At 57.7% G+C, this 20,236-nt stretch carries 10 protein-coding genes; 9 read left to right on the top strand and 1 reads right to left on the bottom strand.

Annotation, left to right across the window (positions count from 1 at the left end; genetic code table 11):
• Positions 1–42: 42 nt before the first annotated feature.
• The 9 genes from yicI (at position 43) to MKY58_RS20925 (ending at position 19,519) form a co-directional block, all read left to right on the top strand.
• Entirely contained in the window at positions 43–2,367 is a 2,325-nt protein-coding gene (yicI, locus tag MKY58_RS20965) for an alpha-xylosidase (protein WP_339321944.1), read from the top strand.
• Positions 2,368–2,537: 170 nt separating this feature from the next.
• Positions 2,538–4,922, top strand: coding sequence for a glycoside hydrolase family 95 protein (locus MKY58_RS20960; RefSeq protein ID WP_339321943.1), 2,385 nt, complete (start codon positions 2,538–2,540; stop codon positions 4,920–4,922).
• Position 4,923: 1 nt separating this feature from the next.
• On the top strand, positions 4,924–6,270 hold the full coding sequence (locus MKY58_RS20955) for a GH1 family beta-glucosidase (RefSeq protein WP_339321942.1): 1,347 nt from the start codon (positions 4,924–4,926) through the stop codon (positions 6,268–6,270).
• 30 nt (positions 6,271–6,300) lie between these two features.
• Entirely contained in the window at positions 6,301–8,331 is a 2,031-nt protein-coding gene (locus MKY58_RS20950; protein ID WP_339321941.1) for a beta-galactosidase, read from the top strand.
• A 504-nt stretch (positions 8,332–8,835) separates the two neighbouring features.
• Positions 8,836–10,677 (top strand): ABC-F type ribosomal protection protein, encoded by a 1,842-nt coding sequence (abc-f, locus tag MKY58_RS20945; RefSeq protein ID WP_339321940.1) that lies wholly within the window; start codon positions 8,836–8,838, stop codon positions 10,675–10,677.
• A 132-nt stretch (positions 10,678–10,809) separates the two neighbouring features.
• Positions 10,810–12,156, top strand: coding sequence for an ISLre2-like element ISTco1 family transposase (locus MKY58_RS20940; protein ID WP_339320778.1), 1,347 nt, complete (start codon positions 10,810–10,812; stop codon positions 12,154–12,156).
• A gap of 643 nt (positions 12,157–12,799) precedes the next feature.
• The gene (gene pheS / locus MKY58_RS20935; RefSeq protein WP_339321939.1) at positions 12,800–13,834 is read left to right on the top strand and encodes a phenylalanine--tRNA ligase subunit alpha; all 1,035 of its coding nucleotides are present in this window, start codon (positions 12,800–12,802) and stop codon (positions 13,832–13,834) included.
• 49 nt (positions 13,835–13,883) lie between these two features.
• Entirely contained in the window at positions 13,884–16,331 is a 2,448-nt protein-coding gene (pheT, locus tag MKY58_RS20930) for a phenylalanine--tRNA ligase subunit beta (protein WP_339321938.1), read from the top strand.
• 113 nt (positions 16,332–16,444) lie between these two features.
• Positions 16,445–19,519: a hypothetical protein gene (locus MKY58_RS20925; RefSeq protein ID WP_339321937.1), complete on the top strand. Its 3,075-nt coding sequence runs from the start codon at positions 16,445–16,447 to the stop codon at positions 19,517–19,519.
• A 194-nt stretch (positions 19,520–19,713) separates the two neighbouring features.
• Here the strand turns inward: MKY58_RS20925 and MKY58_RS20920 are convergent, their stop codons facing one another.
• The gene (locus MKY58_RS20920; protein ID WP_036708543.1) at positions 19,714–20,103 is read right to left on the bottom strand and encodes a cupredoxin domain-containing protein; all 390 of its coding nucleotides are present in this window, start codon (positions 20,101–20,103) and stop codon (positions 19,714–19,716) included.
• Positions 20,104–20,236 lie beyond the last annotated feature (133 nt).

The following is a 20,236-nucleotide window of genomic DNA, read 5'->3' as shown; positions in this document are numbered from 1 at the left end:
AAGGCCGGGGCTTCCCGCCGTTAACTGAGGTGAGCTTAACAGATGAAATTTAGCGACGGCAATTGGTTGACTCTGCCCGGCTTCGAGATCATGAGCCCGATTCAGGCTTACGGCCCGAAAGCCCAAGACAAAACGGTAAGCGTGTATGCTTCGCCCCGGGATTTGACGCCCCGCTGGGCGATGCTGGACGTTCCCCTGCTGACGGTGAGCCTTTCTTCCCCGATGGAGGACGTCATTCGCGTGTCCGTTCATCATCATAAAGGCGGCGCTCCGCTGAAGCCCGAATTCCCGATTCACGAAACGGAGGAGCATGCCGTACGAACGGGATTAAGCGACGAAGAGGTTTGGCTGCAAAGCGGGCGGCTCAAAGCGAGCATCCGCCGCAGCGGCGGCTGGGAGATGTCCTTTTACCAGGACGGCAAGCGGATCACCGGCAGCGGGCTGAAGGCGCTCGCATACATTACGCGCTCGGACGGCCAGACCTTCATGCGCGAACAACTCGATTTGGGCGTAGGCGAACATATTTATGGACTCGGGGAACGGTTCACCCCGTTCGTCAAAAACGGGCAATCGCTCGATATTTGGAACCGCGACGGCGGCACGGGCACGGAGCAGGCCTACAAAAACATTCCGTTTTATCTGTCGAGCAAAGGATACGGCGTATTCGTCAACAATCCGGGCCTGGTCTCCTTTGAGGTGGGCTCGGAGAAGGTTTCGAAGGTGCAGTTCAGCGTCGAAGGGGAGAAGCTGGAGTATTTGATCGTCGGCGGTAAAACGCTGCGCCATGTGCTGCAAAATTACACGGCTTTGACCGGCAAGCCGGCGCTGCCTCCGGCCTGGACCTTCGGCTTGTGGCTGACCACTTCTTTTACGACCGATTACGACGAACAGACGGTCATGAGTTTTGTCGACGGCATGAAGGAACGGGACCTTCCGCTGCATGTGTTCCACTTCGACTGCTTCTGGATGAAGCCGCTTCATTGGACGGATTTCGAGTGGGACGAGGCCGTGTTCCCGGATCCGAAGGGATTGCTGGAACGATTGAAAGCCAAAGGGCTGAAAATTTGCGTCTGGATCAACCCGTATATCAGCGAGCAGTCGCGATTGTTCGACGAAGGGGCGAGCCGGGGTTACTTCCTGAAAAAACGGGACGGCGGCGTATGGCAGTGGGACCGCTGGCAGCCGGGCATGGCGATCGTCGATTTCACCAATCCGGAAGCCTGCCGCTGGTACGGCGATTATCTGCGCGAGCTGATCGATATGGGCGTGGATTCGTTCAAAACGGACTTCGGCGAGCGGATTCCGACCGACGCGGTTTATTTCGACGGCTCCGACCCGCACCGGATGCACAACTATTACACCCAGCTCTATAACCGGACGGTATTTGAGGTGCTGGAGGAAAAGCTCGGCAAAGGGGAAGCGGCTTTGTTCGCCCGGTCGGCAACGGCCGGCGGCCAGCAGTTCCCGGTCCACTGGGGCGGGGATTGCACGGCCAACTACGATTCGATGGCGGAAAGCCTGCGCGGAGGCCTGTCCCTGGGCCTGTCCGGCTTCGGTTTCTGGAGCCACGACATCGGCGGCTTCGAAAGCACGGCGCCGGCGGACGTCTATATGCGCTGGGCGGCGTTCGGATTGCTGTCGAGCCACAGCCGCCTTCACGGCAACCAATCGTACCGCGTGCCGTGGTTGTTCGGGGAAGAAGCCGTCGAGGTGATGCGCTTCTTCACGAAGCTCAAATGCCGCCTGATGCCGTACCTGTTCGGCGCCGCCGTGGACGCTTCGGTCCTGGGGCTGCCGTTGATGCGGGCGATGGTGCTCGAGTTCCCGGAAGATCCGGGATGCCGTACGCTCGACCGGCAGTACATGCTGGGCGATTCGCTGTTGGTTGCGCCGGTTTTCAGCGAAGACGGACAAGTCGAGTTTTATTTGCCGCCGGGTACGTGGACTTCCTTCCTGACGGGAGAGAAGGTGCAGGGCGGCCGATGGATCACCGAGCAGCACGGTTTCATGAGCCTGCCGCTATACGTGCGTCCGGGCAGCATCATTCCGGTCGGGGCCGTGGACGACAAACCGGATTATGATTTTGCGGACGGCGTGGAGCTTCACATCTTTGCGCCGGAAGAAGGCAAGGAGATGCGGGTAACCGTTCCGAACCTGAAAGGGAAGCCTGCGCTGCAGGCCAAGGCGGTTTTAGGCGGGGGCGAACTTTCCGTTTGCGTCGAGGCATCCGGAGCCGCGAATTGGAAGGCCGTTTTGCCGGGCGTGAGCCGGGTGGCGAGCGTCAAAGGCGGCACGGCGGCGAACACGGAACGAGGAATCGTCGTGACGCCGGACGCCGGCGCTTCGGAGCTGACGATCGGCTTTTGAACCGGGAAGCTGAAAGCCCGCAAAGATTTTAGCGTCCGGATTTTTGCATCATCCTTGCGTGCAATATTTTGCTGAAAATGCATTCGGAGGAAGGAACCTCCCGTACGCCTATGGAAAGCTCATGGCAAGAAAGATGAGTTGACATGGGTCTCTGGAAGGGGAAAAGTCGCATGAGCCAAAACAAAAAGCAATTATGGTACGGGAGGCCGGCCCGGGAATGGACCGAAGCGCTGCCGGTCGGGAACGGCCGGCTGGGAGGCATGGTATTCGGAGGAGACCGGGAAGAGCGGATTCAGCTGAACGAAGACACGCTTTGGTCCGGCTTCCCGCGGGATACGTTAAATTACGAGGCGCTCCGTCATCTGAACCCGGCCAAGGCGCTGGCCGCCGAAGGGAGATACAAGGAAGCCGAAGCGCTGATCGAAGGGGGCATGATCGGGCGGCGGAGCGAATCCTATCAGCCGCTTGGCGATCTTCATATCGCCATCCGCGCGGAAGGCGAGATCCGAAACTACCGCCGGGCGCTTCATTTGGAGGAAGCGGTGGCGGAAGTCAGCTATGAGGCAGACGGCGTCAAAATCTTCCGGGAGGTGCTCGCCAGCCATGCGGATGACGTCATCGCCGTGCGAATTCATGCCGAAAATGCGGACGGAAACGGCGAAGCGCTGCTGCCCGATATGGAGGTCCGGTTATCTTCGCCGCATCCGTTCCGGATCGAGGGGGACGGGGAGCTGGTCCTGACAGGCCGCGGCCCGTCCCATGTCGCGGAAAATTACCGCGGCGACCATCCGAACCCGGTCCTTTATGAGGAGGGGCTGGGGATCGGCTTCGCGGTCGTGCTGACAGCCCGCACCCGCGGCGGCGAAGCGAAAACCGAAAACGGGCGGCTGGTCATCCGCCGGGCGAACTCGGTTTTGCTGCTGCTTACGGCTGCGACGGATTTCGCAGGTTACGACGTCATGCCGGGCCGGGACGGGGTGTCTCCGGCTGCAAAATGCTCGCGGATTTTGCGGAACGCGCCGGCGAAGTATGAAGAGATTCGGAAGCGGCATGTGCAGGATTACCGCGCGCTGTTCGACCGCTGCGATCTGCTTCTCGGTACGGAGCCACCGGGGACGGAAGCGGGAGCAGCCGCGAACCTCCCTACGGATGAGCGGCTGACAGCCTACCAAGGCGGAGCGTCCGATCCGGAGCTTGAAAGCCTGCTCTTCCATTACGGGCGGTACCTGATGATCGCCGGCTCCCGGCCCGGCACCCAGGCCCTGAACCTGCAGGGCATCTGGAATCCGCATCTTCAGCCGCCGTGGAACAGCAACTATACGACCAATATCAATACGGAAATGAACTATTGGCCGGCGGAAACATGCAGCTTGGGAGAGTGCCACGAGCCGCTTTTCGACCTCATCCGCGAGCTGAGCGTCAGCGGCGGGCGCACGGCTGCCGTTCATTACGGCTGCCGCGGGTGGACGGCGCATCATAACACCGATTTGTGGCGGATGTCGACGCCATCGGCCGGCAGTGCCAAGTGGGCGTTTTGGCCGATGGCCGGCGCATGGCTGTCGAGGCATTTGTGGGAGCGGTATGCCTTCCGGCCGGATCCGGAGTTTCTGAGGGAAACGGCGTATCCGATCCTGAAAGGAGCCGCGCTGTTTTGCCTGGACTGGCTGGTGCAGCTCCCGGACGGCACATGGACGACCCCGCTGTCGACGTCGCCGGAGAATGTGTTTCGGACGGCGGACGGGACGCCGTGCAGCGTGGCACCGGGCTCCGCCATGGATATGGCGCTGATCGACGAGCTGTTCGGCCACTGCATCCAGGCGTCGACGATTTTGAACGCGGATCCCGAGTTCCGCGGCGAGCTGGCGGCACGGCGGGAACGGCTTGCCCATCCGGGCATCGGGCCCGACGGACGGCTCAGGGAGTGGAGCGGGGACTTTGCCGAGCATGAACCGGGACACCGCCATGTTTCCCATTTATACGGCCTGTATCCGGGAAGCGCCATCCATCCGCGGCTGACGCCGGAGCTTGCCGAAGCGGCCTCCTTGACGCTTGCGGCGAGACTTGCCGCCGGCAGCGGCCATACCGGCTGGAGCGCGGCCTGGATGATCAATTTGTTCGCCCGGCTGGGCGACGGGGAGCGGGCTTACCGCAGCATCCGCCGGGTGTTGACCGATTCGACCCTCCCGAACTTGTTCGGCAACCATCCCCCGTTCCAAATCGACGGCAACTTCGGTTACACGGCGGGGGTAGCGGAGATGCTGCTCCAAAGCCATGCCGAAGGTCTCGAGCTGCTTCCGGCGCTGCCGGAAGCCTGGAGCTGCGGAAAGGTTCGGGGACTTGCCGCCCGCGGCGGGTTTGCCGTCGACATGGAGTGGGCCGAAAGCCGGCTGATCCGGGCGCGAATCACGTCCACGCATGGACGCGCCTGCCGGATTTTGAACGGGGATGCTTTTGTCGTCCGGCGCCAAGACGGGACTTCCGTGTCAGCCGCGGAAGGATTTGCGACGCAGCCGGGAGAGACGTATACGATAACAACGATGATGGAGGAGAAATGACATGAGCATATTTCAATTTCCGTCCGATTTCCGCTGGGGAGCCGCGACGGCCGCTTACCAGATCGAAGGGGCCTACGCCGAGGACGGGCGCGGGCTTTCGATCTGGGATACGTTTTCGCATACGCCGGGAAAGGTGAAAAACGGGGACAACGGGGACGTGGCCTGCGACAGCTATCACCGTTACAAGGAAGACATCGCCTACATGAAGGAGCTTGGCATTACGATGTACCGCTTCTCCGTGTCCTGGCCGCGCATTTACCCGCAAGGACGGGGCGAGATCAACCAAGCCGGGCTCGATTTTTACCACCGCTTCGTCGACGAGCTGCTGGAGAACGGTATCGAACCGTTCTGCACGCTTTACCACTGGGATCTCCCGCAAGCGCTTCAGGACGAAGGCGGATGGAACAACCGCGTTACGGCGATCGCTTTTAAACAGTATGCCGAAACGATGTTCAAGGAATTTTCCGGAAAAATCAAAAAATGGATCACGCTGAACGAGCCGTGGTGCAGCTCCTTCCTCTCGAACTATCTGGGCGTGCATGCGCCGGGCAACCGGGATTTGCAGCTGGCCGTCAACGTGGCCCACAATTTGCTCCGGGCGCACGGCGAGGCCGTCCGCAGCTACCGCGAATACGGCTATGACGGGGAAATCGGCATCGCCCCGAACATTACGTGGGCTTATCCGTATACGAGCAGCGAGCAGGACAAGGAAGTATGCCGGCGCGCGATCGAATGGACGTGGGACTGGTTCCTCGATCCGATCTATTTCGGCCGTTATCCGGAAGGGCTGCTGAAGGTTTTCGAAAAAGGGGGAGCGAAACCGGACGTGCAGCCGGGCGACATGGAAACGATCCGCCAGCCGGTCGATTTCATCGGCGGGAACTATTACACCGCAAGCGTGCGCCGTTACGCGCCAGGCAATAACCTGTTCGACGACGAGGAGCTGAACATGGGCTACGACCGGACGGATATCGGCTGGCCGCTGGATTCGGTCGGCTTGTACGATTCGCTGCGGTACACGCATCATAAATACGGCAACGTTCCGATCTATATCACGGAAAACGGCGCCTGCATCAACGACGAGCCGGTGGACGGAAAAGTAAACGATATCCGCCGCATCCAGTACCTGCGCCAGCATATCATTTCCATGCACCGCGCCATCAGCGATGGCGTGCCCGTGAAAGGGTACATGGAATGGTCGCTGCTCGATAACTTCGAATGGGCGGAAGGTTACGGCATGCGCTTCGGATTGATCCATGTCGATTACCGAACGTTGAAACGCACGCCGAAGGAAAGTTTCTACTGGTACCAGAAGCTGGCGAAAAACAATTTTTTGGTCACGGAATAAGCAGCGATGCGATAAGGGGAGGCGGCCGATGTGATCCATCCAAAACTGCCGAAAATTTGGTACGGCGGAGATTATAATCCGGAGCAGTGGGGGCCGGAAGAGTGGAAAGAAGACCACCGGATGTTCAAGCTCGCCGGGATCGACGTCGCGACGATCAACGTGTTTTCCTGGGCGCTGAATCAGCCGGATGAACATACGTACGATTTTGCCTGGCTGGACGAAACGATGGACCGCCTGCATGCGGACGGCATCGGCGTCGTGCTTGCGACAAGCACGGCGGCGCATCCGGCCTGGATGGCGAAACGTTACCCCGACGTCAGGCGGGTCGATTTTTACGGGAGGAAGCGAAAGTTCGGCGGGCGCCACAATTCCTGCCCGAACAGTCCGACGTACCGCGAATATTCCGGGCGGATCGCCGGCAAGCTGGCGGAGCGCTACAAAGATCATCCCGCGCTTTTGCTCTGGCACGTATCGAACGAATACGGGGGTTACTGCTACTGCGAACGATGCGAGGCGGCATTCCGCGAATGGCTGCAAAACCGCTATGGAACGCTTGATGCCGTCAATCACGCATGGAATACGCGCTTTTGGGGACATACCTTTTACGATTGGGACGAAATCGTGCTGCCCAGCGGCCTAAGCGAAGAGGGAGAGGGCAACGTCAGCGCGTTTCAAGGCATTTCGCTTGATTTTCGCCGGTTTATGTCGGACAGCCTGCTGGCCTGCTACAAAATCGAAGCGGACGCGATCCGCGAGCACAGCAAGGACGTGCCGATTACGACCAACCTGATGGGCACGTACCCGGAGCTGAACTATTTCGATTGGGCCAAGGAGATGGACGTCATCTCCTGGGACAACTACCCGTCGCTTACGACGCCCGTCAGCGAGACGGCGATGGTCCACGATTTGATGCGCGGGCTGAAAGACGGGATGCCGTTCCTGTTGATGGAGCAGACGCCGAGCCAGCAAAACTGGCAGGCTTACAACTCGCTGAAAAGACCCGGCGTCATGCGGCTGTGGAGCTATCAGGCGGTCGCCCGCGGCGCGGATACGGTCATGTTTTTCCAAATGCGGCGTTCGATCGGGGCCTGCGAAAAGTTTCACGGCGCGGTCATCGAACATGCGGGGCATGAGCATACGCGCGTGTTCCGCGAGGTGGCCGCGCTTGGCGAAGAGCTGAAACGGCTGGGGGACACGCTGCTGGACGCCCGCAGCGACGCGAAAGTGGCGATTTTATACGACTGGGAAAACCGCTGGGCGATCGAGCTTTCGAGCGGCCCGACGGTGGAACTGCAGTACGTCGCCGAGGTGCATAAATATTACGACGCTCTCTTCAAGCTGGGCATTCAGGCGGACATGATCGGCGTTGAGGCCGATTACGGCCGGTACGACATCGTCATCGCGCCGGTCATGTACATGGTCAAACCGGGGGTCGCAAAAAAGCTGGAAGCCTTTACGGCGGCAGGCGGCACGTTCGTGACGACGTTTTTCAGCGGCATCGTCAATGAAAACGACCGCGTCACCACCGGGGGATATCCGGGCGAGCTTCGTCCGCTGCTCGGCATTTGGGCGGAGGAGATCGACGCCCTCCCGCGGGGGCAGTACAATCAGATCGTCATAAAGAAGACCTTCGGAGAACTGGAGGGCTCCTACGACTGCGAAATGCTGTTCGATCTGATCCACGCGGAAGGCGCCGATGTGCTGGCGGAATACGGCTCGGATTTTTATCGGGGCATGCCGGCTTTGACCGTCAACGCCTTCGGCAAAGGCAAGGCGTATTATGTAGCCACGAGCGCGGCTCCGGCGTTTTTGCGTCCGTTCCTTGCCAAGCTGTGCGCGGATCAAGGGGTCAAGCCTCTGGTCGAGCGGCTCCCCGAAGGGGTGGAAGCCGCAAGGCGCGTGAAGGAAGGCCGGTCATTCCTCTTCCTGCTGAACCATAACGCGGAGCAGGCGGCCGTCGACGTCGGCAGCGGCAAGCGGCGGGATCTGCTTTCCGGGCAAATGCTGACGGGAACCGTGGAGCTGCCGGGGCGCGGGGTCATGATCTTGGAAGAGGTTTAAAGCTGCATCATCGATAGAACAGCCTATTCCTGGTGGTCAGGGGTGGGCTGTTCTTTATTCGTTAGGAGAGTATATCCGTAGATGTACGCGGCCGTTTTTCCGGGCTTTCCTTCCCCGGCTAAATTTGATACAATGGCATGGAGCATTTCATCCTAACGAAACGAGGTAACCACAATACCAATGGATACACATGGCTATTCTCTTTAATCTGCATGACGACATGAATATGTTGCACAGGCAGTTTTCTCGCGCCAAGCGCAGGGAAGAGAGTGGTTATGTCTATTTTTGTGGACTCGTGGGCCTTGTTACGGATGCAGAGTGCTTTTTTTCTGCGTTTTTGAAGGCATATATGGAGAATCGTTCCGGATGGCAGTCCATTCCGGGTCATTTGGCTCCGTATGCCCGCGCATGAGCGAATAGGCATCATCATATTTTCGAATCCCTGCCGTAGGCGTGCTGCCTGCGGTTTTTTCTTATTTTTGATTTCAAAGGGATGATGCATAGATGATGAACATTATAAAAGCAAAACAGCTAACCAAGGAGTTTAAAGGCAAAACGATTTTTGAAAACGTGGATTTTGAAATTTTCGAAGGGGAGCGGCTGGCATTGTTCGGCACCAACGGAGCCGGCAAAACGACGCTGCTCAACATCCTGACGGGACGGCTGGCCCCGGACCGCGGCAGCGTGGAGCGCGGACTGCCTCTCGAGCAGTGGGGAATGATGGAGCAGAGCTCCGAATCGCTGATGGCATTAAAAACGCTGGATGCGGCGGGATGCGACAGCGGCGAGGTCTGGCACGCGAAACAAAGCTTGAAGCAGCTTGAGCAGCGGCTCGCGGATCCATCCGCTTCGGAAGACGGCACCGTGCTTGAAGCTTACGGGCAAACGCTGGAGCGTTATGAACAGCTCGGCGGGTTCCAGTGGGAAATCGAGCTCGAGCGAGTGCTTACCATGCTGAACATCGGACCGGAGCTATGGGAGCTCCCTTTTGCGGACCTGAGCGGCGGCCAGAAAACGCGGGTCCGGCTGGCAGCGCTGCTGGCCAAACGCCCGGCGTTCCTTCTGCTTGACGAACCGACCAACCATCTCGACGGGGAAAGCATGGCCTGGCTCGAAACTTGGCTTAACCAATATGACGGTACCGTGCTGATCGTCTCCCATGACCGGACGTTTCTGGACCATGTGGCGACGGGAATCTGCGAGCTGACCGCAACCGGCGCGAAGAAATACAAAGGCGGCTATTCCGACTACAAACGGGAAAAGGAGCGGGAGCTGAGGGAGCAGGAGGCGCTGTACAAAAAGCAAAAGCAGGCGAAGGAAGCGCTGGAAGAGTCGATCCGCCGTTACCAGGAATGGTTTCACCATGCCGAAAAATCGGCAGACAAAAATACCGAAACCAAAGCCGCTACCCCTTATTACAAAGCAAAAGCGAAGAAAAACATTTCCAGGTACCATGCGAAGCAAAAAGAACTGGAGCGCCTGGAAAAGGACAGCGTGCAAAAGCCGAGGGACACGCCGAAGGTCCATATGCAGCTTGGGGACGGAGGGTTTGCGGCCCGCTACCTGCTGCGGCTGGAAGGCGTAACCTTTGGTTATGATGATATGCCGCTGTTCCGGGATTTGGATTTTGATCTGTCCCGCGGCGACCGGATGGCGGTGAGAGGCCCGAACGGCAGCGGCAAATCGACGCTGCTGAAGCTGGTGCTCGGCGAGCTTGAACCGGATCAGGGCAAAATATGGATGCACCCGGCGGTCCGCATCGGTTATTTTTCGCAGGAGCTGGAAGGCTTGAATCTGGATGAAACGCTGCTGGACAGCTTGCTGCGCCTGCCGGACATGACGGAAACGCATGCGCGCACGATTCTGGGCTGCTTTCTGTTTTCGCGGGAAGACGTGTTCAAAAAAATCGGCAATCTGAGCATGGGCGAAAAATGCCGGGCGGCGTTCGTGCAGCTCTATTTCAGCGGCGCGAACCTGCTTGTGCTGGATGAGCCGACGAACTACCTGGACATCCAGACGCGCGAGGTCGTCGAAGAGGCGCTGGCTTCGTATCCCGGGGCCCTGCTCGTCGTGTCCCATGACCGGATGCTGGTCCGCAAGCTGGCGAACCGTCTGCTGACGCTTTCCCCGGATTATGAACCTGCGCTGTTCGAAGGCACGGTGGAGGAAGAAGAGGAACGTATGGCAAGGCATGGGGGAGCTTTAAAGGAAGATCCAGAGCGGGAAAACCGGAGGCTCGCGCTTGAATGGGAAATCGCCAGGCTGCTCGAGATCGAAGAGGCGGAGGGCGCCGAGGAGCGCATCCGGCAAATCCGTTCGCTGCGGAAGGAACTGGAGAGCCTTTAATCCCGATGCGAATGGGGGATAGTGTAAAATCTCTGTGGGTGTAGGAATTGGAAAAAGCGGATATAGAAAAAGAGCTTCTCCCTTGGTAAAGTGATGTTTGACGCACAACACACCAAGAAGGAGGAAGCTCCTGTGAGCCACTTTACCACAATAATGCCGACGATGAAAGAGATTGAGCAATGGATTTTCCGGAAAATGCAGGAGGAATTCGCTCGTGCGATGAAGCAGGTGCTGGAGGCGCTGGATCAGCAGATCCTGGAGCAACGGGACCGAGAGCGTTATCGAGTAAAGGACGAGCGTGAAACAAGCGTCAACACAGTGTTCGGGAATGTGCGCTTTAAGCGGAGATTGTACTGTGACCGTAGAAGCGGCAAACACGTGTATCTGCTGGATCAGCTGTTGCAATTCGAAGGGCGCGGGAAAGTCAGTCCGCATTTGGAAGAGACAGCAATCGCATTCGCAAGCCAAGGACCGTCGTACCGGGACAGCGCAAAGCGGCTGGAGCAGCTTTTGGGCTACAATGTGCTGAGCCACCAAGCGATCAGGGAAAAACTGATGGAGCGTGCGCAACAGCCGATGCCAGCGGTGAAACGGCGCGCTGCCCGCGTGCTGTTCGTGGAAGTGGATGGGCTGTACACGAAGCTGCAGCGGAGCAAAAAGCGCGGGATGGAGAACGCAATTGCAGTCGTACACGAAGGCTGGGAGAAGAACGGCAAGCGGGTACAGCTGAAGAACAAACAGCATTACCTGCATACGAGCGGCGGCGACTTCTGGGAAGGGTTCGGGGACTTTCTGGTGGAGCGTTACGAAATCGACGAGAACACGTGGCTTGTGGTGAACGGAGACGGCGCGGCGTGGATCGGGGAATGTACATCCTACTTTCACCAATGTCTGTACATGCTGGACCGCTTTCATGTGGCGCGTGATTTGAAACGCTTTGTTGGTCATTTGCCGCAGGTGTGGGAGACCGTGAGACGGTCTTTGGCCAAACAGGATGCAGCCGCGCTTATGGCGGTCCTGGAAGGCGTGTCGGAGCAAGAGATAGCGGAAGAGAACCGGAAGGATTGGAAGCCGTATAAAAGATTTCTAAAGCGGCATGAGAAGCATTTGGACGACTACCGAAAAACACTCCAGGCGAAGGGGATCGACACAAGCGGCATGCGCCCGATGGGAAGCGCGGAATCGCAGATGCGTATATTCGCCAAGCGGACGAAGCGTGGCGGGTACAGTTGGAGTGAGCGAGGCGTCAGGGCGATGCTGAGGACGATGATGAGGATTCAAGAAGCGGGCACGGTGGTAAGAACGGTTGAAGGACAAGCGAGTAAGCAGGCAACGCCGCAGCAGTCGATAAACATGCGGCAATTGCTCAAGAACGTGACGCAACCGGTCAAGGGTTGTATCGCTGGAATGATTCGCATGCTGCAAGGACCGAAGCAAAGCAGCACAACGGGTATGGCACTCAAAGCACTTCGCGGATAACGGCAAAAAATTCTGACAAATCACTTGTGTTTGATGAAAGAACGAAGCAAAGCGCTTACAAGGAAGAGGTTCCTTCGGGGTTCGCGTTCCAGGCATCTTAAATGACTGCCCACGCTAGCTTGACACTGACCGAATGGGGCGGTGACTTGCCACCGCCGCCCTTTTTGCTTATAATAGTTGACTATAGTGTGCAAGATGAAATAAACGTCATACGATGATGTTCAACAACAAAAGCAAATGCCATGATGGAGACAAGTACGCAGTGCCGCTTTACAGGGAGGAGACGCCGGAGATTGAGAGCGTTTCTACAGGGACAGGGCTGCCGAAATTCCCTCCGGAGCAGTTCCCTGAACCTTTTGTCCGGCGCGGCCGGCACGGGGCAGTAGGGGAAACCGGTTTTCGTGCCGTTAACGACGAATCAGAGTGAGAACAGGCGAGTCCGTTCGCGGGCGATGCGCGGTTCTAACAAGGGTGGTACCACGGTCTTTTCGTCCCTTTTCGGGAGAAAAGGCCTTTTTTGTTTTCTGTAAAGTTTCAGGGATACGGTTCGGTTGCGCTGCTCCTCTCCGCTTGCGGGGAGGCATGCCGAATCGCCCTTGGAGCGGAAGCGGTACGTTCATTTTGAGAAGGAGGCAGGAAAAAGATGAAGGAGAAACTCGAAGCGCTGCGGCAGGAAGCTCTGGACCAGCTGCAGGGAGTAGAGGACGTGCAGCAGCTGAATGACCTGCGCGTCAAATATTTAGGCAAAAAAGGCGCCCTGACGGAAATTTTGCGGGGCATGGGCGCGCTGAGCGCGGAGGAACGCCCGGTCATCGGCCAGGTGGCCAACGACGTGCGCGGCGCGATTGAAGCGGTCATCGAATCGAAACAGGAAGCATTCCAGAAAGCCGAAACGGAAAAACGCCTGCAGGCGGAAAAAGTCGACGTGACGCTGCCTGGACGCAAAATGAAGCAGGGCGGCGTTCATCCGCTGAACCGGGTCATCCAGGAAATCGAAGAAATTTTCATCGGCATGGGTTATGAAATCGCCGAAGGGCCGGAAGTGGAGACGGACTATTACAACTTCGAAGCGCTGAATCTGCCGAAAAACCACCCGGCGCGCGACATGCAGGATACGTTCTACATTACGGAAGACATTTTGATGCGGACGCAAACGTCGCCTGTCCAAGTGCGGACGATGGAAAAAATGGAGGGGCATGTGCCTGTCAAAATTATTTGCCCGGGCAAAGTGTACCGCCGCGACGACGATGACGCGACGCACTCCTTCCAGTTCAACCAGATCGAAGGTTTGGTCATCGGCGAAAATATCCGGATGAGCGACCTGAAAGGCACGCTGCTCCAGTTCGTGCAAAAAATGTTCGGGCCTGAAACCCAAATCCGCCTGCGTCCAAGCTTCTTCCCGTTCACCGAGCCAAGCGCCGAAGTGGACGTGACCTGCGCAAGATGCGGAGGCAGCGGCTGCCGCGTGTGCAAGCAGACCGGCTGGCTCGAAATTTTGGGGTGCGGCATGGTGCACCCGGAAGTGCTGCGCAAAGGCGGCTACGATCCTGAGGTATACAGCGGATTCGCTTTCGGCATGGGGCCGGACCGGATCGCGATGCTCAAGTACGGCATTGACGACATTCGTCATTTCTATAATGGGGATATGGCATTTTTGAAACAGTTCGCCCGCCGATAAGGGAAACTGCGAACGGACATGAAATCAGGAAAGAAGGAAGGGACCCGGGATGAAAGTATCAACAGAATGGTTAGCGGACTATGTTTCGCTTGAAAACGTGGCGGCCGAAGAGCTTGCCGAACAAATCACGCGCGCGGGGATCGAAATCGATGAAATCGAAAACCGCAACAAAGGCGTCTCGAAGGTCGTTGTCGGCTACGTAAAAAGCAAGGAAAAACATCCGGATGCGGATAAGCTGAACGTCTGCATCGTTGATGCCGGACAAGAAGAAGACCTGCAGATCGTGTGCGGCGCGAAAAACGTCGCGGCAGGCCAAAAGGTGCCGGTGGCGCTCGTCGGAGCAAAGCTTCCAGGCGGGCTGGAAATTAAGAAAGCCAAGCTGCGCGGCGTCGCGTCGCAAGGGATGATTTGTTCGGCGAAAGAGCTCGGCATGAACGACAAGCTTTTGCCGAAGGAACAGCAGGAAGGCATCCTTGTGCTGCAAGAGAACGTACAGGTCGGCACGCCGATCGGAACGGTACTTGGCTTGGACGACAAGGTGCTGGAATTCGACCTGACGCCGAATCGTTCCGACTGCCTCAGCATGATCGGCGCGGCTTATGAAGTCGGGGCCATTCTCGGCCGGGACGTGAAGCTGCCGAAGCCGGAAAAGGAACTGGTTGAAGTCAGCGACGCGGCGGCCGACCATATTTCGGTTAAAATCAGCGCTCCGGAGCAATGCAGTCACTATGCCGCCAGATACATTACGAACGTGAAGATCGGGCCGTCCCCGCAGTGGATGCAAAACCGGTTGATGGCCGCGGGCGTGCGACCGATCAACAACATCGTCGATATCACGAACTATGTCATGCTGGAATACGGCCAGCCGCTGCACGCGTTTGACGCGGATAAACTGGAGGGCGGCGCGATCGACGTCCGCCTTGCCAAGGAAGGCGAAACGCTGGTCACGCTGGACGGGCAGGAACGCAAGCTGGAGCCGCATATGCTGCTCATTACCGACGGCGTAAAACCGGTCGCGCTTGCCGGCGTCATGGGCGGACTGAATTCCGAAGTAACGGACGGCACGGTGAACATCCTGCTGGAATCCGCCAAGTTTGACGGCGGTACGGTGCGGAAAACGTCCAGACAGCTGGGGCTCCGCTCCGAAGCGAGCCTGCGGTTCGAGAAGGAAGTCGATCCAAGCGCCGTCATTCCTGCGCTTAATCGGGCCGCAGAGCTGATCTGCCGTTATGCGTCCGGCGCGATTCATAAAGGCATCGTGGAAGCCGGATCGGCGCAAACCGAAGAGAAGGTGATCGTGCTTTCGTTCGACAAGCTGAACCGTTTCCTCGGGACGGACCTGTCGATGCTGGAGGTCAAAACGATTTTCAATCGCCTTCATTTCAGCTGCGCGGACACCGCGCAGGGCGTGCTTGAAGTTAAAGTGCCGACGCGGCGCGGAGACATTACGCTGGACGTGGATCTGATCGAAGAGATCGCCCGCCTGTACGGCTACGACAACATCCCGACGACGGCGATCGAAGGCCAAACGACGCCGGGCGCTTACACGAAGGCGCAGGCGATTCGCCGCGATATCCGCAAGCTGTTTACGCATGGCGGATGGCAGGAGGTCATTACGTATTCCTTCACGCATCCGGATACGACCCGCTTGTTCCCGGCCTTGACCGAGGGCAGCCATGCCGTCAAGCTGCTGATGCCGATGAGCGAGGAGCGCAGCGTCCTCCGCACCAGCGTTATTCCGAACCTGCTCGACGTTGCCGCGTATAACGCCAACCGCAAGCAAAACGACCTTGCCGTATTCGAAATCGGGAACGTGTTCTATACGCAGGAGGAACAGGTGACGGTTCAGCCGAAGGAGCTGCCGGTGCTGTCGCTGATGTTGTGCGGAAACCGCGTGGATAAGCAGTGGAATCAGGCACCGGAGAGCGTGGACTTCTTCGACCTGAAAGGCGCGCTGGAAACGCTGTTCGAATTCCTCGGCTTGGAGGACGTCATCCGTTACGTGGCGAACCAGCCGGAGGGATACCATCCGGGCCGTTCCGCTTCCGTCTATTTGCAGCACGGCACGGAGCAGATTCTGATCGGTACGATGGGCCAGGTGCATCCGCAGCTTCAGCAGGAGCGCGACCTTGGCGATGTATACACGGCGGAAATTTTGCTTCAGCCGTTATATGATCATACGAGCGAAGACATCAGATACCGCGAGCTTCCTCGCTTCCCGGCATCCGAACGCGACATCGCCGTCGTAGTCGACGAAAGCGTGGAAGCCGGAGCGATGCTGGAAGCCATCCGCGAAGCGGCCGGAGAATTGCTGCAGTCCGTGCAGGTATTCGATGTGTATACGGGCAGTAAGCTCGGCGAAGGCAAAAAGAGCGTCGCGATTTCGACGGTATACCGCCACAACGAACGTACGCTTACGGATGAAGAGGTATCCGCAGCGCATGCAGCCGTAGTCACCCGGCTTGAGCAAACTTTTCATGCAGAATTGAGAAAATAGCAGGAATTGAACAAAGCCGCATCGAATCCATGTACATAACGATTCGATGTGGCTTTTTTTGCGAAAAGAACAGACATCTCAGACCAACACACATATGAAGGAGGGCGCAAGCAGTGACTACACCCGATCGTACACGCGTCTCCGTAGAGATCTACGGGACTTCTTATAAATTGGTGGGCAGCAGTGCCGACTATATGAAAAAGATCGCCGCTTACGTCGATGAGCGGATGAACGCCATTTCCAAAAACCACGCCCGGCTCGATACGATGAAGCTTGCCGTGCTGACAGCCGTACATATGGCCGAGGAAGCCCTTCAGGTGAACGAGCTTCAAAACGAGGTCAAAATGCTGACCGGCGAAAGAAGCGAGCTGCGGAGCGAGCTGGCGAAGCTCCATACGCTCCGCGCCGAGCAGCAGGAGCTTTACGAAAAGCTTAGGGAAGAACATCATGCAAGCGTCAAGGAAAAGGAGGAGCTTCGCAAGCAGTGGGAAACCGAGCAGGCGGAGCTGAAGAAGCAGCTGGAAGACACGAAAACCTCGCTTGGCGCGGAACTGCAGAAAACCCGGGCTTCGCTCGGCAAAGAGCTGGAGGAAGCGCGCGCTTTGCTCAAGAAGGAAACGGAAATGAAGGAAACGCTGCAGCGGAAGGAGAAGCAGGCGGCCGAGCAGTACCAAAGAGACCGGCAATCGCTCGAAGCGCGGCATAAAACGGCGGTCCAGGAGCTTGAGAAGAGGCATGCCGCGGCGCTTCAAGCGGCGCAGCAGAAACAGCAGGAGCTGCTCAAAACCGCCGAAGACAAACATCTGGCCGCATTAAAGGAAGCCCGCGACAAGCATGAGGCTTCCCTGCGCGAGGCGGAGCAAAAACATCAGGCGGCCATCGATGGCTTAAACAAGCAATTGAGCGAGCTTCGGGAAGGAAACGCCCAGCTGCAAGGGAAGCTCCGCAGTCTGCAAGAGGAGCTGCAGCAATCGAAAAACGCGTATGCCAAGCTGCAGGAGCAGCACCAGGCTGCGCTGAAGAAGGAAGAAGTCTCCCAGACCGAGCTGAAGACGCTCAGGGAGCAGCAGGTTCGGCTGAACGGTCAGATCAACCGTCTCAAAGAAGAAGCGGCGCTTTCGGAAGAGGAGCATCGCCGGATGCAAAAACTTCTTGAAGAATACGGCGCATCCGCCCAGAAGCAGAAAGCGGAGCTTGAGAAGCTGGCTGCCGAGGCAGCCTCTTGGCGCAGCCAAGCCGACAAGCAAAAAGAAGAAATCGGCGATTTGGAACTCCGTCTGCTGGAGGCGGGAGAGCAGAACGATACGCTGGAAGCGGGCATGAAATCGCTCCATGACGAACTGAGCGTTCTGAAGGAGCAGCTCGCGGAGGAAATCCGGAAGGCGGAATCGGCAGAGCGGAACTACGAGGAGCAGCAGGCCCGGCTGGAACAGCAGCAGCGGCAGATCGAATACCAGAACCAAAAGCTCGAGGACCTGGACGAAACGCTGCAGCTGCAGGAACTGTCGATCGAGGAGCAGCAGGAGCTTCTTGCGGCCAAGGAGCTGCAGCTCCGTGAACGGCAGGAGCAGCTGGATTCGAGCCATGGGCTGATCGAGAAGCTTCAGCAGTCGCTGAGCGAGCAAAACGGCGTTCGGCAGCAGCTTGAGCGGAATCTTCAAGAAAGCGAAGCCCGGTACGGGGAGCTTCAGCAGTCGCTGAAGGAGAAGGAAGATCAATACATCGAACTTCAACGGACGCTGGAAGAAAGCGAAGGTCGATATAAGCAGCTTCAGGAGACGCTGGCGGAGAACGAAGCCCGGTACGAACAGCTTCTGCAGACGTTGAAGGAGAAGGAAGAACAACATCGTGATCTTCAACGGAAGCTCGAAGAGGGTCAAACCGAAAGCGATCAGCTTCTGCAGATGCTGGAAGAAAGCGAAGGTCGATATAAGCAGCTTCAGGAGACGCTGGCGGAGAACGAAGCCCGGTATGGTCAGCTTCGGCAGACTTTGAAGGAGAAGGAAGAACAATATCAGAATCTCCAACGGAAGCTCGAAGAGAACCAGTCCGAAAAGGATCGGATTCTGCAGACGCTGGAGGAGAAGGAAGCGCAACAACTTCAGCTTCGGCAGACGCTGGAGGAGAAGGAAGTCCTGCATGAGCAGATTCAGCGGGCTTTAGACGAGAGCCAAGCCCAATCCGGGCGGCTCCAGCAGTCGCTTGAGGCAAGCCAAGCCGAGCGGGCCAACCTGCAGGCGGCATTGGAAGAACATGAAACGCGGCATGCCGCATTGGAGCAGACCGCGGCGCAGCAAGAAGCGTTGCTTGAACAGCTCCGGCAGTCGATCGAAGATAAAGAAGAGCAGTACCGGAAGCTGCAGCGCCAGCATGGCGAAACGCTGCAGCAGCACGAGGTGCTCAGGGACCAATACGACCAGCGCCTTCGCGAACTGGATGAGCTGCTGAACCAACTGGCCGACCTGGGCGAGCAGTGCGAGCGGCTGCAGAGCGAGCTTGAGGATCGCGAGGCGGCCTACCGGGATGCGGAACGCCAGGCCAACGATTTCAGGCAGAAACAGGGCGACATGGAACGGCTCTATCAGGAGCACTTGAAGCAGTACGAAAACCTGAAGCAGCAGTATCAGGGCCTGCAAAAACAACATGAGGAACTGCAGCAAAAGGTTGCCGAAACGAAGCGGCAGCAGGAAGACACCGAAATCGAATACCTGCTGGTGCTGGAGGAAAAGGATGAGGCCGTCCGCAAGGTGGAAGAGCTGACGCGGATGCTGGACGACGCGGCCGACAGGGAAAACGAGCAGCGCGAACTGCTTCGCAGCAGCGAGCTGGCGATTCAGTCCTACCAGGAGAAGCTGGAAGAGATGATGAGTCGCGAGGAGCATTGGAACAGCAAAGAGCAGGAACTGAAAGCCGAACTTGCGGAATGGCAGCGCCAGATCGCCGCAGGGGAAGAACGGCTGGACCGCTTGCAGGACGAAAAGGAGCGCGCCGCCGCCGAGCTGCGCGAAGTCGGCGAAAGCTTTGAGCTCGTAGCCCATCAATATCGGCTCCTTCAAGCGGAGCTTGAACTCCAGAAGGAAAAAACGGAGGAACTGCAAAAAGAACACAGCTTGCTTCAGGATGAATATGCCAAGCTGCAAACGGAATATAACGAATGGATCGAATTGATCGAACAGGACCAAAGCTGATTGTTGCGATTTAAAAAGACGCAAATCCCCCTACAAACCGGGCAAGCAGGAACATCATCGTTGAAGTTCCTCCCTGCAGTTTTCGTAGGGGGATTTGCTTGAAGCCGTCGAACCGCCCAAGTCCCGCGAAACCAAACCCTTTAAAGACAGCGTTGGTTTTACGGGACTGTTTTGCGGCGTCTCCCGGCGCCGGGTTATTCGTCGACGACCACCTTGGCGATCATCGCGGTATGGCCGGCACCGCAAAATACCGAGCAGGTCATTTCGAACGTGCCGGTTTTCTGGGGCGTCACGACCTGGGATTTATGTTTATTGTCGAGCTGGAGTTCGAGACCCGGGATCAATACGCCGTGGGTGCCTTCCTCATTCTCGAACGTGATTTTGACGGGAACCCCTTTTTTGAGATGATATTCCTGTTTATCGAACGCATAATTGGTCGCTTTGATGACCAGTTCTTCGCTCGGGGCGACGCCCGTTTCGGCGACACCGCTGTCTTGCGACGAAGCATTTTTGTTCTTCTCCCCGCAAGCGGCAAGGACCAAGAGAAGCGTGCAGGAAAGAACCAAAGCAATGGCCTTTTTCAAGATGGACCCTCCTCAAAGCATTAAATTTGAAGTAACGATTCTAGTAGTCATCATACCCCAAAAATGGAAGCGCGGAGCCATCGGCATTTGAATAATTGGTGAACTCGGCGCCGGTTGCCGCCCGTATCGAACG

This window comes from Paenibacillus sp. FSL W8-0194, assembly GCF_037969745.1.
GTDB classification, from domain to species: Bacteria; Bacillota; Bacilli; order Paenibacillales; family Paenibacillaceae; genus Paenibacillus_AQ; species Paenibacillus_AQ cookii.
Note: the sequence above shows the minus strand (reverse complement) of the source record. Positions and strands in the feature narration are given on the sequence as shown.

Excerpts from the sequence above, each read along its gene's own strand:
- yicI (WP_339321944.1), top strand. The coding sequence starts at position 43 with ATGAAATTTAGCGACGGCAATTGGTTGACTCTGCCCGGCTTCGAGATC.
- MKY58_RS20960 (WP_339321943.1), top strand. The coding sequence starts at position 2,538 with ATGAGCCAAAACAAAAAGCAATTATGGTACGGGAGGCCGGCCCGGGAA.
- MKY58_RS20955 (WP_339321942.1), top strand. The coding sequence starts at position 4,924 with ATGAGCATATTTCAATTTCCGTCCGATTTCCGCTGGGGAGCCGCGACG.
- abc-f (WP_339321940.1), top strand. The coding sequence starts at position 8,836 with ATGATGAACATTATAAAAGCAAAACAGCTAACCAAGGAGTTTAAAGGC.
- pheS (WP_339321939.1), top strand. The coding sequence starts at position 12,800 with ATGAAGGAGAAACTCGAAGCGCTGCGGCAGGAAGCTCTGGACCAGCTG.
- pheT (WP_339321938.1), top strand. The coding sequence starts at position 13,884 with ATGAAAGTATCAACAGAATGGTTAGCGGACTATGTTTCGCTTGAAAAC.